The sequence below is a fragment of the Natrialba swarupiae genome (genome assembly GCF_008245225.1).
Lineage (GTDB): Archaea > Halobacteriota > Halobacteria > Halobacteriales > Natrialbaceae > Natrarchaeobius > Natrarchaeobius swarupiae.
Map to the genome: position 1 here is coordinate 146,874 of NZ_VTAW01000001.1, position 14,233 is coordinate 161,106.

General features: G+C 61.9%; 12 protein-coding genes. 5 read left to right on the plus strand and 7 right to left on the minus strand.

Going from position 1 to position 14,233, the window contains the following annotated elements; all coding sequences use genetic code 11:
- Nucleotides 1-2 precede the first annotated feature (2 nt).
- From FYC77_RS00720 to FYC77_RS00730, 3 genes are all read right to left on the minus strand, one after another.
- On the minus strand, nucleotides 3-1,001 hold the full coding sequence (locus tag FYC77_RS00720) for an ABC transporter permease (RefSeq protein ID WP_149079587.1): 999 nt from the start codon (nucleotides 999-1,001) through the stop codon (nucleotides 3-5).
- Between the two features lie 2 nt (nucleotides 1,002-1,003).
- Nucleotides 1,004-2,002 (minus strand): ABC transporter permease, encoded by a 999-nt coding sequence (locus tag FYC77_RS00725; RefSeq protein WP_149079588.1) that lies wholly within the window; start codon nucleotides 2,000-2,002, stop codon nucleotides 1,004-1,006.
- Between the two features lie 86 nt (nucleotides 2,003-2,088).
- Nucleotides 2,089-3,753 (minus strand): ABC transporter substrate-binding protein, encoded by a 1,665-nt coding sequence (locus tag FYC77_RS00730; protein ID WP_202911743.1) that lies wholly within the window; start codon nucleotides 3,751-3,753, stop codon nucleotides 2,089-2,091.
- A gap of 306 nt (nucleotides 3,754-4,059) precedes the next feature.
- On the opposite strand from FYC77_RS00730, the gene FYC77_RS00735 reads away from it, so the two are divergent.
- The 3 genes from FYC77_RS00735 (at nucleotide 4,060) to FYC77_RS00745 (ending at nucleotide 10,646) form a co-directional block, all read left to right on the plus strand.
- The gene (locus tag FYC77_RS00735) at nucleotides 4,060-4,479 is read left to right on the plus strand and encodes a PPC domain-containing DNA-binding protein (RefSeq protein WP_149079589.1); all 420 of its coding nucleotides are present in this window, start codon (nucleotides 4,060-4,062) and stop codon (nucleotides 4,477-4,479) included.
- 1 nt (nucleotide 4,480) lies between these two features.
- Nucleotides 4,481-10,198 carry a DNA polymerase II large subunit gene (gene polC / locus FYC77_RS00740; protein WP_149079590.1) on the plus strand — a complete coding sequence of 1,906 codons (5,718 nt, stop codon included), beginning with the start codon at nucleotides 4,481-4,483 and terminating at the stop codon, nucleotides 10,196-10,198.
- A gap of 109 nt (nucleotides 10,199-10,307) precedes the next feature.
- Nucleotides 10,308-10,646 (plus strand): DUF7130 family rubredoxin-like protein, encoded by a 339-nt coding sequence (locus FYC77_RS00745; protein WP_149079591.1) that lies wholly within the window; start codon nucleotides 10,308-10,310, stop codon nucleotides 10,644-10,646.
- A 75-nt stretch (nucleotides 10,647-10,721) separates the two neighbouring features.
- Here FYC77_RS00745 and FYC77_RS00750 read toward each other — a convergent pair whose 3' ends face one another.
- Entirely contained in the window at nucleotides 10,722-10,940 is a 219-nt protein-coding gene (locus FYC77_RS00750; RefSeq protein ID WP_149079592.1) for a DUF7130 family rubredoxin-like protein, read from the minus strand.
- 304 nt (nucleotides 10,941-11,244) lie between these two features.
- Between FYC77_RS00750 and FYC77_RS00755 the strand changes: the two genes are divergently transcribed.
- On the plus strand, nucleotides 11,245-12,144 hold the full coding sequence (locus tag FYC77_RS00755) for a ketopantoate reductase family protein (RefSeq protein ID WP_149079593.1): 900 nt from the start codon (nucleotides 11,245-11,247) through the stop codon (nucleotides 12,142-12,144).
- A 22-nt stretch (nucleotides 12,145-12,166) separates the two neighbouring features.
- On the opposite strand, the gene FYC77_RS00760 is transcribed toward FYC77_RS00755, so the two are convergent.
- The 3 genes from FYC77_RS00760 to FYC77_RS00770 all read right to left on the minus strand — a co-directional run bounded on the left by FYC77_RS00760 (nucleotide 12,167) and on the right by FYC77_RS00770 (nucleotide 13,267).
- Nucleotides 12,167-12,436, minus strand: coding sequence for an NADPH-dependent FMN reductase (locus FYC77_RS00760; protein WP_149079594.1), 270 nt, complete (start codon nucleotides 12,434-12,436; stop codon nucleotides 12,167-12,169).
- 93 nt (nucleotides 12,437-12,529) lie between these two features.
- A complete protein-coding gene (locus tag FYC77_RS00765; RefSeq protein WP_149079595.1) occupies nucleotides 12,530-12,892 on the minus strand; it encodes a NifU family protein in 363 nt (120 codons plus the stop codon).
- Nucleotides 12,893-12,949: 57 nt separating this feature from the next.
- Nucleotides 12,950-13,267: a DUF5783 family protein gene (locus FYC77_RS00770; protein ID WP_149079596.1), complete on the minus strand. Its 318-nt coding sequence runs from the start codon at nucleotides 13,265-13,267 to the stop codon at nucleotides 12,950-12,952.
- Nucleotides 13,268-13,444: 177 nt separating this feature from the next.
- Here FYC77_RS00770 and FYC77_RS00775 point away from each other — a divergent pair, with 177 nt between their 5' ends.
- Nucleotides 13,445-13,846, plus strand: coding sequence for a hypothetical protein (locus tag FYC77_RS00775; RefSeq protein WP_149079597.1), 402 nt, complete (start codon nucleotides 13,445-13,447; stop codon nucleotides 13,844-13,846).
- Nucleotides 13,847-14,233: the final 387 nt, after the last annotated feature.

Sequence of the window (14,233 nt, forward strand, 5' to 3'; positions counted from 1 at the left end):
GGTTAATCGTTAGTTCGTGGATCGAGCGCATCCTGGAGTCCGTCGCCGAAGAGGTTGAAGCCCATAATCGTCACGAGGATGGCCATTCCCGGCCAGATCGACAGCCAGACGTTCGAGTGCATGTAGCCGTGTGAGACGTTGAGCATCTGTCCCCAGTCGGGCGTCGGCGGCTGTGCGCCAAAGCCGAGAAACGACAGTCCCGCGACGATGAGGATCGTCACGCCGATCTGGAGGGTCGCGTAGACGAGTACGGGCGCGAAGCTGTTCGGAATGACGTGTCTGCGGATGATGTTTCTGTTCTTCACCCCGGAGGCTTTCGCCGCTTCGATGTAGTCCATCTCCCGGACCGACAGCACCTCGCTCCGGATAATCCGAGCAAACACGGGGATGAACGTGATGCCGACGCCGATGATGGCGTAGGTGATGTCCGGGGTTCCCCCGCTGATGAAGACCGTAAAGACGATGATGAGGATCAGCGGTGGGATCGCGTAGACGGTTTCGACCAGCCGCATCAGGACGTCGTCGACGCGGCCGCCGTAGAAGCCGGAAACCGCGCCGACGATCGTCCCGCCAACGAAACCGATCAGCGTCGAGACGATCCCGACGCTCACCGACACCTGGGCGCCGTAGACGATTCTAGTGAAGTAGTCTCGACCGTCGGGATCGGTCCCGAGCGGGTGCGAGAGCGTTCCGTCTACGTGAAACGCCGGCGGAACGTTCCCTTCGATCTCTCCCGGCGGCGGGATGCGTTCGGGGTGATCGAAGATCGGTAACGCCTCCGCCATCGCGAAGTCAGAGACCGCACCGAAGGTGAGCCGCGAGAGGTTGCTGTCGACCATCGTGTACGCCGAGACGAACAGGACGAACGCAACGACGTACAGCCCCCACCGGGCGGTCGTGTCCTGCATGACCTTGCCGAACGTGTACCGCCAGCCAAACTGCGCCTCGACGTCCTCGCTCGGTCCTCCGTCGCCGTCGAGTTGTGATTCTCCAATTGCCATCGTTACTCACGATCTCCGTAGGTGACGCGGGGATCGATGTACGCATACGAGATATCGGTGATGATCACGCCGATGACGAACATCGTACCGATGACGACGGTGATCCCCATGATCAGTTGGTAGTCGAGTCCGATGATCGCCTCGAGCAGCAGTCTCCCGAGTCCGTTGATGTTGAAGACGTACTCGATGAGGACGGCGCCGCCAAGCGCCGTCGAGAGGTTGAGGCCGACGATCGTGATGATCGGTAGCTGGGCGACCTGGAAGGCGTGTTTTCGCAGGATCGTTCGTTCCGGGACGCCGTAGGCGCGGGCGAGTTTCACGTACTCCCCCTGGAGCGATTCGATCATCTGTGTGCGTTCGACGCGCATCAGCGTCGCCATCTGTAACGTTCCGAGTGCGACCATCGGTAACAGTAGGTGTCTGATCGTCTGATAGAGCAACTCGGGATAGCCGCTGTAGCCGTAGTGGTCTGGCCCCCACCAGGGGTAGACCAGTCCGCTCGAGGGGAGGACGCCGAGTTGAATCGCGAAGACGAGGATCAACATGATCCCGATCCAGAACGACGGTGTGCTGACGCCGAGTAAGGCGACGATCCGGGAGATGTGGTCGGCGGGCTCGTTGCGCCGCGTCGCGGCCAGGATACCGAGTGGGATCGCCGTGATGAGGGCGAACGCGTACGCCGAGACGACGAGCATGAGCGTCGGTCCGGCGCGTTGGACGACCAGATCCGTCACCGGTCGGTCGCGCTGAATGCTGTGGCCCAGATCTCCCTGGAGGAGATTCGCCATGTACGTAACGTATCGTTCGTGTATCGGCCTGTCGAGGCCGTACTGCTGTTCGACCCGCTCGATGACCTCCTGGTCGACCTGCTGACCCTGCAACATGAGCCGAACCGGATCACCGGGGGCTAGGTTCGCGAGGATAAACGTAATCACCGTGATCCCGATCAGAACCGGAATCGCCTGAATCAGGCGGGCGACTGTATATCGAAGTAGTCCCATTAGCTATCGTCCGTATCTGGTGTTCGAAACGTGTGTTCGTTCGTCCGTCGGTTGTGTACGATAAAGATACCCTCGTCGGCTCTCGATTACTCGATGGAGACGTTCGAGTAACTCGAGACGAGACGCGGGTTGTACTGGACCTGCGGGTGTGGCACGAGGTCCTGGACGTAGTCACGAGAGGCCATCGTGTTGTGGAACGAGTAGGCCGGGAGCGACGGCAGCTCCTCGAGCATCTCGATCATGACGTCCTCGTAGAGGTCGTAGCGCTCGTCCTGGTCGGCCGACTGGCGGGCCGCGACGATGTTGTCGTGGAAGTCCGCGCTTCCCTCGTAGAAGTGTGCCTGGTTGATGCCCACCTGACTCTCGTGGTAGAGGTTGTAGAGGTAGGCGTCCGGGTCGGGGCCGCCGGTCCAGCCCAGCAGGTATGCCTGGAAGTCGTCCGGGCTCGGGTCCTCGTTGTAGACCGTCTGCTCGAGCAGCGGGCCGAACTCGAGCGTGACGGCCTCTGCGCCGTCGTAGCCGAGTTCGTGGAGCCGGGTGACGATCCGCTCTGCGAGGTCGCCGCGGTGGTCACCGGGCGCGAGGATTCGTGGACTCCAGTCGTCGTCGACGGCGCCGTCGAGCAGCTCCTGGGCCTGGTCGGGGTCGTAGCTCGGATAGTACTCCTCGTGCCACTCGTCGAGCGGGAAGCCCCACTGTTCGTTCGTGATCGGCGGAATCGGCGCCGACAGCGGCTCCGCGACGTTCTCGAGACGGGACTCGACGAAGTCCGTCATCGAGAACGCGTGACAGATCCCTCTGCGAACGTCGGCGTCGCCCGTCGGTGCGTCGTCCCGACAGTTGAACGTCAGGTGCATGTACGACGGGCTCTCGGTGAGGTGGACGTCGACGCCGTCCTCGCCTTCCAGCTCGTCCCAGTCGTCGTTTGGCACGTCGGCGATGGCGTCCGTGTCCCCCGCACGGATCTCGGCGACGCGGCTCGCGGCGTCGACGTTGTCGACGAACGTGATCTCCTCGATCTCTGGTAACTCGCCCCAGTAATCGTCGTTGCGCTCGAGTGTGACGTACTCGTTGTGCTGGAAGTCACTCCAGACGAACGGTCCGGAGCCGACGGGGCTCGTGTTGAACGCGTCGCGTTCGTCCTCGGACTCGCGTTCGCCCTCGGGAACCACGTAGATACCCATCGTATCCAGTTCCCACGGCCCGTACGGATGCTCGAGGTCGACTTGCACCTGATAGTCGTCGACGACCTCGGCCGACTCGATCATGTCGAACTGGGCTTCGTTGACGCTGTCTTCTTCCTGGTAGGCCATAAAGGAGTGAGCGACGTCGCTCGCCGTCACCTCCTCGCCGTTGTGGAACTCGATCCCGTCCTGAATCTCGTAGAGGTATCGCGTCCCGTCGCGTTCGACGTCCGGGAAGTCGACGGCGAGCTGTGGCTCGAGGCCGAGCCCCTCGTCCCAGGTGTAGAGGCTGTCGAAGACCAGCTTGGCGACCTGCATACTGTAGGCGTCGTTGGAGTGGATCGGGTCGAAGTCCTCGTCCCGTTCTAACTCCTGGGTGAACTCCATCGTACCCGGATCGCCGGAGGCCTGCCCGTTGCCGTTTCCGTCGCCGTTCCCGGCACCGTTTCCGTCGGTACCGTTGCCGTTGCCGTTTCCACCGATGCACCCTGCGATTGCGATTGCGGAGACCGTCGCACCCGAGGCGAGCAGCCCTCGCCGGGTGGGGTCATGGTCATTAGTTCCCATGATACCGCATATTGCCGTGGGGGTAACTCTTATTAGTTTTGGTCTATGTTTGCCTGATCTGGATATTTCCTTAATCAGGATATGGTAATAAAATCTCTTCCGTACAACTAATATCATATGTGTAGAAATGTGTTCACTGGGATGTGGGAATCATAGCCAATCTGAGAGTATCTCACGAGTCGACTGATCAGCACTCTCACTGATGTACCGACTCGTGGATCGTTCTCGAACGGGCCATCGCTTCCGTCTCGTCTCGCTGGCGGTGACCGGGCATCTTTTTCTCCCCCGCGAACACAGTGTCGTCGTATGAACTATCGAGCCGTCGAAACCACAGGCGAGTACGTCGCCCGCCTCGAGACGGGGGCGGACTGGCGCGCCGAGATCGAGTCACTGGCCGAGGAGGTCGACGCCGACGCCGCGTGGTTCAGCGCGCTCGGTGCGGTCCAGGACGCCGAGTGTTGGTTCTACGACCAGGAGGACTGCGAGTACTACCCGATCGAGTTCGACGAACCGCTCGAGGTCGCCAGTTGCGTCGGCAACGTCGCGCTTCTCGACGGGGATCGGTTCGCCCACACCCACGCCGTCCTCTCGGATGCCGACGGGAACGCCGTCGCCGGCCACCTGAACGCGGCGACCGTCTGGGCCGGCGAGGTCCACATGCGCGTCTTCGAAGAGTCCCTCGAGCGCGAGTACGACGAGACGACCGAACTCGACCTCTGGCTCTGAGATGCGCACGGAAGACGAACGCTACTTCGAGCGGATCGAATCGCAACTCGACGAGGCGTTAGACGTCGCCGAGCGGGCCAAAGAACGCGGTGGGGACCCCGAACCCGAGGTCGAGATTCCGGTCGCACAGGACATGGCTGACCGGGTCGAGAACATCCTCGGCATCGACGGCGTCGCCGAGCGCGTCCGCGAACTCGAGGGTGAGATGAGCCGCGAAGAGGCGGCGCTCGAACTCGCGAAGGACTTCGCGGAGGGTCGCGTCGGCGACTACGAGACGAAAGCGGGGAAAGTCGAGGGCGCGGTCCGGACGGCGGTCGCCTTGCTCACCGAAGGTGTCGTCGCCGCGCCGATCGAGGGGATCGACAAGGTCGAGATCTTAGAAAACGGCGACGGGACGGAGTTCGTCAACGTCTACTACGCCGGTCCGATCCGTTCTGCGGGCGGGACCGCACAGGCGCTGTCGGTACTCGTCGCCGACTACACACGCGCGCTCGTGGGCATCGACCAATACAAGGCTCGGGACGAGGAGATCGAACGCTACGCCGAGGAGATCGCCCTCTACGACAAGGAGACCGGCCTCCAGTACACCCCGAAGGACAAGGAGACGAAGTTCATCGCGAAACACCTCCCGATCATGTTAGACGGGGAGGCGACCGGTGACGAGGAGGTCTCGGGCTTTCGGGACTTAGAACGGGTCGACACGAACAGCGCCCGCGGCGGCATGTGTCTCGTCGCGGCCGAGGGGATCGCGCTCAAGGCACCGAAGATTCAGCGCTACACCTCCCAACTCGACGAGATCGACTGGCCGTGGCTCCAGGATCTGATCGACGGCAACTACGGCGACGAGACAGCGGACGCGGACGCGGACGAAGACGGTGAACCCGACACGGCGGACGACGACGATGGCGAGGAGGACGAAGTGGCCGACGATGACGACGCCGAGGAGTCGACCGGCCCGCCGCGGCCGGAGCCCTCGAAGAAGTTCCTCCGGGATCTGATCGCCGGCCGACCGGTGTTCTCACACCCCAGCGCCGAGGGCGGCTTTCGCCTTCGGTACGGCCGTGCCCGAAACCACGGCTTCGCGACCGGCGGAATCCATCCCGCGACGATGCATCTCGTCGACGACTTTCTCGCGACGGGAACCCAGATCAAGACCGAGCGTCCGGGGAAAGCCCACGGAATCATTCCGGTCGACAGCATCGACGGCCCCACCGTCAAACTCGCGAACGGCGACGTGCGTCGCATCGACGACCCCGAGGAAGCTCTCGAGATCAGAAACGGTGTCGAGAAAATCTTGGATACCGGGGAGTATCTGGTCAACTACGGCGAGTTCGTCGAGAACAACCACCCGCTCTCGCCGGCGTCGTACGTCTACGAGTGGTGGATCCAGGATCTCGACGCCGCAGGTGCAGACGTCCAGGCCCTGAAGGACGATCCACGGATCGACCTCGAGTTCCCCGACCCGGCGGAAGCGCTCGAGTGGGCCCTCGAGTACGACGCGCCGTTGCATCCCCAGTACACCTATCTCTGGCACGACCTCTCAGTCGACGCGTTTTGTGCCCTCTCGGATGCGGTTTCCGACGGCTGGGTCGAGGGCGACCCCGACGAGGGGACGCTCGTCCTCGAGTACGCCGAGGCGACCCTGGAGGCCCTCGAGACGATCATCGTCGAGCATCGCCAGCGTCCCGACGAGGGGCGGATCGAACTCGACGAGTGGCGGCCGTTCGTCCGGACCGTCGGCTGCGAGCCCCGCCGAACGGTCGCCGACGGCGCCGCGGTCGATCACGACAGCCGCGAACGCCAACCCAGTATCGAACTCGAGCGCACGTGGACCGTCGATGGCCTCTCCGAGCGCGCCCGAACCTGGGGTCACGAGACCGACGGGGACAACGCCATCGAGGCGGTCAACGAGGTCGCACCCTTCGCGGTTCGCGAACGGTCGCCGACGCGAGTCGGAAACCGGATGGGGAGGCCGGAGAAATCGGAGCGCCGCGACCTGAGTCCGCCCGTTCACACGCTGTTTCCGATCGGCGAAGCCGGCGGCGCACAGCGAAACGTCGCCGACGCTGCCTCGCATACGGAGACGATGTCCGACACGCCCGGCGTCGTCGAACTACAGATCGGCCGCCAGCGCTGTGAGAGCTGTGGCACGGAGACGTTCGAGAACCGTTGTCCGGACTGTGGCGACCGGACGGTCCCGGACTACCGCTGTCCCGACTGTGAGCAGGTCATCGAACCCGACGAGGCCGGTCGCGTCGAGTGTGGCCACTGCGGGGTCGAGGCCACCTGTGTCGAGACCCGTGAGGTCGACGTCCACGGTGAGTACCGCGATGCCCTCGAGTCCGTCGGCGAACGCGAGAACGCCTTCGAGATCCTCAAAGGCGTCAAGGGACTCACCTCGGCGAACAAGATCCCCGAGCCGATGGAGAAGGGAATTCTCAGGGCGAAACACGACGTCTCGGCGTTCAAAGACGGGACCGTTCGCTACGACATGACCGACCTCCCCGTCACGTCCGTCCGCGCGAGCGAACTCGACGTCGACGTCGGCCAGCTGCAGGCGCTCGGTTACGAGGAAGACATCCACGGCGAAGCGCTCGTCCACGAGGATCAACTGGTCGAACTCAACGTTCAGGACGTCGTCCTCTCCGATGGCGCGGCCGAGCACATGATGCAGACGGCCGACTTCATCGACGACCTCTTAGCGCAGTACTACGGGCTCGACCCCTTCTACGAACTCGAGGATCGCCAGGACCTCGTGGGGGAGCTGGTGTTCGGGATGGCACCGCACACGAGTGCGGCAACTGTCGGGAGGGTGATTGGTTTCACGAGCGCGGCGGTTGGATATGCGCATCCGTACTTTCACGCCGCCAAGCGGCGGAACTGTTTCCATCCCGAAACCACGATTCGGTACGCAGACGAGTCCGGAACCGAACACGAAGCGTCTATCGAGACGTTCGTCGAGTCGCAGCTGACCGATCCGCGCGAAGACGACTTCGGGGTGCTCGTCCAGGATCTCGAGGGATTCGTCACTGTCCCATCGATCGACGACGACGGACGACACGTAACTCGTCAGGTCGAAGCCGTTTCTAAGCACCCCGCGCCTGACCATCTGATCCGAGTTGAAACCCGTAGCGGTCGGTCACTGACGGTTACTCCGGATCATACGATGGTCGTTTGGAACGATGGCCTGGAGCGGGTCGTAGCAAGCGAACTCGAGGCTGGTGACGAGATACCGACACCAGCCCGAGCCGATTCAGCCAGTGACTCTGGTGTACGGGCGGAGGGTGTTACCGACGGCGGCCGTCCGGAGGTTGATATAGTAGAACGAACCGAAATCGTCCCATCCGATGTTGAATACACCTACTGTCTCACGGTTTCGGACACGCATACGCTCGTCGCGAACGGACTCCACACCGCTCAATGCGATGGTGACGAGGACTGCGTGATGTTACTCATGGACGGGCTCCTGAACTTCTCGCGGTCGTACCTCCCGGACCAGCGTGGCGGAAGCGTCGCCGAGGACTCGCGACTGATCGCGTTCGATCCTGACGGAAATCTGCGGTTCATGACCTTCGACGAGTTCTGGGAGGAACTCGACGTACCGATCGAGATCGACGGTAAGTTCCGGAAGAAGACCGCTGCACTCGAGGGCTGGACGACCTACGCGTTCGACGACGACCACGAAGCGGCACCGAAGCCGATCGAGAAAGCAATCCGGTACGAGGCCGACGACGATGAAGAACTACTACGGATCTCTACGCAGTTCGGGCGCGAACTCGAGATCACGACCGATCACAGCCTCTTCCGATACGACGACGGAATCGAGGAAGTCGCTGGATCCGACCTCGAGGAGGGTGATCTGATTGTCGCACCTCGCAACCTCGACGTCGAACCCGTCGACACGACGATCGATGCGCTCGACTGCATCGAGGAACCGTACGTTCTGCTCGACGATGAGCACGAGGAGTGGTTGACCACTGTCTGGGACGCTGCGGAACGCGGCGGTGACACTCGAGTTGCGTTCGACGGCGGACTCTCTTATCGACTCTCAAAGAAGAAGGTCTGTCGGTCAACACTCGAAGAAATCAAATCCGAACACGGTGAAACCACCCTTCCAGACACGTGTTTGGTCGGCTGGAAGGGATCGTCGGACTGTATTGATCGACACATCGACATCGACGAGGACTTGGCATGGCTACTCGGAATGTTCGTCGCTGAAGGGTCGCTCTCCGGAACTCGACCAGCAATCCACAATGCCGACGAAGAACTCGTCGATCGCGTCGTCGACGCCACGAAGGCTTCAATCGGCTGTGAGCCGAGCGTCCGCTGGTCGAACAAGGCTTACGAGGTCGCCTTCCCAACCGTCTTCTTCGACGTATTGCACGAACTCGGATTCGAAGACCACGACTCGTACAACTCGAGCGAGAAGATCGTCCCCGAGTGCATTCTCCGCGCGGAACGAAACATAGTTCTCGCGTTCTTGCGCGGGTTCATTGCCGGTGACGGCTCGGAATCCAGCGACGACAATCACACCTCGATCAGCTTCCACACGACGAGCGAAGACGTCAAGGACGGGATCGTCTTCCTCTGTCATCGGCTTGGTCTCGTCGCAAACGTCTCGCGGCGCGAACGCGACGCGTCGCGACAGCCGATATATACGGTCTCCGTCTCCGGCGGTGCATCGGACAATCCGCTCAAGCGAATCCTCGACGGCGAGGATTCGTACCGTCCGAAGAGCCTCGTTGTCACGATTCCAGCGGAACTGATGGAGATCCGTGAAATGGCCATTGACGGGGTCAAACAACTCGTCCCGAAGTATCTGAAACGACGCGACAACATCTCGCTCGAGAAACTCGAGGAAATCGTCGACGAACTCGACGGGCGCGACCTTCCCGAGGAAGCCGAAGCAAAACTCGAGGAGATCCGTCCGCTGGTCGACGGTGATCTGTCCTATCTTCGGATTACGTCCATCGAGCGCGTCGACTACGACGGCTACCTCTACGACCTACAGGTCGGTGGCGATCCGATCTTCACGGCCAACTGGCTCTACGCACACAACTCGATGGACGCACCTCTCGTCATGTCCTCGAGGATCGACCCCTCCGAAATCGACGACGAGGCCCACAACATGGACATCGTCTCGGAGTACCCCCGTGAGTTCTACCTCGCGACCTTAGAGCAGGCCGACCCCGGCGAGGTCGACGTCCAGATCGCCGAGGACACGCTCGGCACCGACGAGGAGTACGCCGGTTTCGAGCACACCCACGACACGACCGACATCGCGATGGGACCGGACCTCTCGGCGTACAAGACGCTTGGGTCGATGATGGACAAGATGGACGCCCAGCTCGAACTCGCGCGAAAACTCGAGGCAGTCGACGAGACCGACGTCGCAGAACGTGTGATCGAGTACCACTTCCTCCCCGACCTCATCGGCAACCTTCGTGCGTTCTCCCGCCAGGAAACCCGGTGTCTCGACTGCGGGGAAAAGTTTAGGCGGATGCCCCTGACCGGCGACTGTCGTGAGTGTGGCGGGCGGGTCAATCTCACCGTCCACAAGGGCTCGGTGAACAAGTACATGCAGACGGCGATCAACGTCGCCGAGGAGTACGACTGTCGCGACTACACGAAACAGCGCCTCGAGGTGCTGGAGAAATCCCTCGAGAGTATCTTCGAGAACGACAAGAACAAGCAAAGCGGGATCGAGGACTTCATGTAGTCGATCGCGTTCGGTCTCGTGGTCCCAAAAGTCCCCGTTTCAGCACCAGCAGCGACCGGTCGGACAATGCGCGCTGTGTCTTTATTCGCGGCGGCGTCTGAGTTCGGGTATGGTACAAACTGGTGAGACTCCGGCGGAACACGGTGAGGAGACGGCCGTAGAAACGGTCGAATCGCTCAACTCCGGACAGACGGTGTATGACGAGGACGGCAACGAACTCGGCCGCGTTCGGAGCTTCGAGCGAAGCGGGTTTTTCGTCACGACGCGCGAGGGTGCCGAAGCGATGAGCATTGAGCACGCCCGATCGGGCCACGAGTTCGGCGAGGCCCACCTGATGTGGCGGTGTATGGAGTGTGGCGAGATGGGCGCGATTACCGACGGGTTCCCCGACGAGTGTCCGAACTGCGATACTGGACGCGAAGATCTGATGTACTGGACCGAAGACTGAGGCGGGTTACTGTCAGTCAGTTCCGGCGCGACCGTAATCGCAGGACGGGTCACGCTGGTAAATCGTTGCACACGTTCAGTCTTCCTCCCAGTAGTACAGATCTTCTTTCGGACTCGCACACGCGGGACACTCCGCTGGAAGCGTGTCCTGTTGTTGAAGACGCCCCATCTCGCCGCAGTTGCCACACCGCCACATGCGATACTCCTGCTGTGCGGGTTCATTGGGCTCGCCGATCGGGATCTCGGTTTCCTCCTTGTTCGTAAGTTCGCCGGATGGTCGGTCGTTGAAGCTCATTACGTCTCCCTCTACGCGCCATGGTATGTTAACACATGGTGTTCCTATACTCGTCGCTGATTCGCCCGAAGCGTACCATCTGAACGATACTCGAAACCGAATTTACTCGGACGCGGTCTCGAAACGATTCGCCACTTCGATATCGATCTCCGTGTTAATCCCACATTCGATATAGCGCTATATAATTTATCGAAAACTGTTTCACCTCGACCGCTGTCGATGACCTGGTTTCGGAATCCGGCCGGGATGACGCCTCACGCCCGGGAGGCGAACCGTTTTTATCGCGCTCGTGCCATCTCGAGCCATGGAGACTGTCGTGTTCGGCGCTGGCAGTCTTGGCAGCCTCATCGGCGGGATACTCGCTCGCAGCCACGACGTAACGCTCGTCGCTCGAGAAGATCACGTCCGCACCGTTCGGGAATCGGGACTTCGGGTAACGGGCGAACTCGAGACGACGGTGTGGCCGAGCGCAACGACCGACGGACGGGACCTCGAGGCGGAACTCGCAGTCATCACCGTCAAAGCCGCCGACACTACGTCGGCCGCCGAAACACTCGCGACCGGGTCGTTCGACGCCGTCCTCTCGCTTCAAAACGGGATGGGAAACGAGGAAACGCTCGTGGATCGGCTCGAGGCACCGGTGCTCGCCGGTACGGCGACGTACGGTGCGGTCCTCCGGGAATCGGGCGTCGTGGCGTGTACCGGACTCGGAGACGTCGTCCTCGGCCCGCGAGACGGCGGTTCGTCCGAACTCGCGGAACGAGTTGGTGAGGCGTTCGCCGCGGCCGGCCTCGAGACGACTGTCGCCGACGACATGCCCCGACGACTGTGGGAGAAACTGGCGGTCAACGCCGGTATCAACCCGGTGACGGCGCTTTCGGATGTCGCCAACGGGGCCGTTCTCGAGGGGCCCGCAAGCGACCTCGCCAGCGCGGCGACCCGCGAGACGGCGCGCGTCGCTCGAGCGTGTGACGTCTCCATCTCGAGTCGAGAGGCGATCACGGCGATGGAACGCGTCGCCGCGGACACCGCGGCGAACACCTCCTCGATGCGCCAGGACGTCCGCGCGGGACGGCGGACCGAGATCGACGCGATCAACGGCTACGTGGTCGAGCGGGCGAACGAACTGGGGCTCGAGGCCCCGACGAATCGGACGGTCACGTCGTTGATTCGGACGTGGGAACGAGGTTCGGGTCTGCGGTAGCCGTCGACGAGAACCCTCGGTCCTAGGCCGACGATGTCGGTTCCGACGACTCGAGTTCGGGATACCGTTCGACGCCCGCGTACTCGAAGACGGTCTCCCCGAGGAGGTCGACGCGCTCTGTGACGTCGTCCTCGACGAGTTCACCGTCCTCGAACGCCGCGTGGGAGTTCGGGATCCCGACCTGGTGGGGTATCGTCCAGGCGTTGAGCGTCCGCGAGACCGAGCGTAGATGCTCGAGCGAATCCCGTCGACCGAGTCCGATACGGACACCGACGGGTGAACTCGATTTCACCCGCGGGAGCGTGGTGCTGCAGTGGCTCTGTACGGCTGGCTCCCTTCGAGTAAAATACCACAAAACGGAGTCGAACCACCTCGAGCAACGGCGTCAGAACGGTGCTTCCGGCCCTTCGTCGGCGTCGCCGTCGTCGACGGTTTCACCGGGGAACGAGGGACTCATCCCGCTATCACCCATGTCGCCACCGCCGTCCATCCCGGTGTGGGCGTTTACCTGCTCGATTTCGGGGATCTCCTTGACCATTCGGCTCTTGATCGCCTGGATCGTCATCGGCGAGATACCACAGCCGCTACAGGCACCGCCGAGGGCGATGGTGACCTCTCCACTCTCGCGGTCGAGATCCTGAATCGCCGCGCTGCCGCCGTGCATCTGGATCTGCGGGAAGTTCCGACGGAGGAAGTTCGTGATGCGTTCCTCGAGGTCGTCTCCGTCGTTCTGGGTTTCAGTACTCATGAACGATCGTTGGGCGTCGGAGCCCCTAAACCTTCCGTCCCTGGTGTTCGGTCGTGATCAGGCGAAGCCGAAGACGCGCTGGAGCTCGGTCTCGATCTCGTCGACGTGGCGCTCGAGGACTTCCTCGAAGCGCTCCTCCTCGACGAGTACCCCCGAGAGCCGTTCGTACGGCTCTTCGGGGAGTTCGACTCGGAACTCGCCGTCACCCTCGTAGAAGGGTTCGCTCTCGTTTAGCACCTGCTGGTCGATCGCGTGAACGAGTTCCGAGTCGTATCGGTCGTTCATCCGGTTGAACGCGTTCTTGTACGCCTGCTGGAGTTCCGGAAAGTAGTTTGCGTACTTGTCCTGGAACTGCTCTGGATCGAAGTCGGCCATATCCGAGCAGTGGGTGAGCATCGACAAAAGTCGGACGATCGCCCGCGATACGGGTCGTTTCGCCCTCGAGTCGCCACGCCGGACAGTTCACCCCCACCGAACCGGTAGGGCCTCCTATATACGGACGGCGCATACGCAAGCGGAACTGCCACTTGGGTCAGCGGCGGTAGCCCAACCATGCCGACGAATCGCCATCCCATCCCGAGGACGGAACTGCCGCCGGGGTGGGGGCTAACGGAACTCGGTGACGATCGATTCGCCTACCGTCACAGTCGCCCGCCGATCGTACTCGTCGCCGACGTTTCCGCCGACCAATCACACCCTCGACTCGGGATCTGTCGGTGCTGGGAACTCTGCTATCAGTACTCACTCGGCGACCGAATCTCCTCCGAGACGATCGGTCGCGTGTCGACCCGCCAGGCGGCGGTCGATGGACTGCTCGAGTGCATGCGGTCCGTTCACGACGTCGTCAGCGACGTGGAGGATCCGGTCGCGGTCGACCGTGTTCTCGATCGTGTTTCACTCTCGTGTTTCGTTCCCGAATCGACGGAAACGACGCTCCCAGAAACCGATTCGTGAGACTGCCATCGGCCGCACTCACGGGTCAGACGATCACGGGAATCAGCGAGTGTTGCCGTTTGGTGTATCGGAATGGAATTTATAGCATCCTGATGGGACCCTTCTGGCCCACTCGGAGGAACTGTACCGACACCGACCTGGCATCTTCCAACATCGCCGTCGATTCTGCACGGTCGACGCGGGAGAGGTATCGGAGGCTCTTCCGACGACTCCGTGAGACCGGTCGTCGTCCGGACCGGCTCGAAAATAAATTCTATACTGCTATACACAATCACAACTCGCGGCGTTCGCGCGCCATCGAGAGTCTCGTCTGCGAGACGGCCGGCGATATCAGGAATCGAGGGACGAGAATCGAAATCGATGATCACGACTCGGAGAGACACTTCT

Coding starts and splice junctions, on each gene's coding strand:
- FYC77_RS00720 (WP_149079587.1), bottom strand. CDS start 1,001: ATGGCAATTGGAGAATCACAACTCGACGGCGACGGAGGACCGAGCGAG.
- FYC77_RS00725 (WP_149079588.1), bottom strand. CDS start 2,002: ATGGGACTACTTCGATATACAGTCGCCCGCCTGATTCAGGCGATTCCG.
- FYC77_RS00730 (WP_202911743.1), bottom strand. CDS start 3,753: ATGGGAACTAATGACCATGACCCCACCCGGCGAGGGCTGCTCGCCTCG.
- FYC77_RS00735 (WP_149079589.1), top strand. CDS start 4,060: ATGAACTATCGAGCCGTCGAAACCACAGGCGAGTACGTCGCCCGCCTC.
- polC (WP_149079590.1), top strand. CDS start 4,481: ATGCGCACGGAAGACGAACGCTACTTCGAGCGGATCGAATCGCAACTC.
- FYC77_RS00745 (WP_149079591.1), top strand. CDS start 10,308: ATGGTACAAACTGGTGAGACTCCGGCGGAACACGGTGAGGAGACGGCC.
- FYC77_RS00750 (WP_149079592.1), bottom strand. CDS start 10,940: ATGAGCTTCAACGACCGACCATCCGGCGAACTTACGAACAAGGAGGAA.
- FYC77_RS00755 (WP_149079593.1), top strand. CDS start 11,245: ATGGAGACTGTCGTGTTCGGCGCTGGCAGTCTTGGCAGCCTCATCGGC.
- FYC77_RS00765 (WP_149079595.1), bottom strand. CDS start 12,892: ATGAGTACTGAAACCCAGAACGACGGAGACGACCTCGAGGAACGCATC.
- FYC77_RS00770 (WP_149079596.1), bottom strand. CDS start 13,267: ATGGCCGACTTCGATCCAGAGCAGTTCCAGGACAAGTACGCAAACTAC.
- FYC77_RS00775 (WP_149079597.1), top strand. CDS start 13,445: ATGCCGACGAATCGCCATCCCATCCCGAGGACGGAACTGCCGCCGGGG.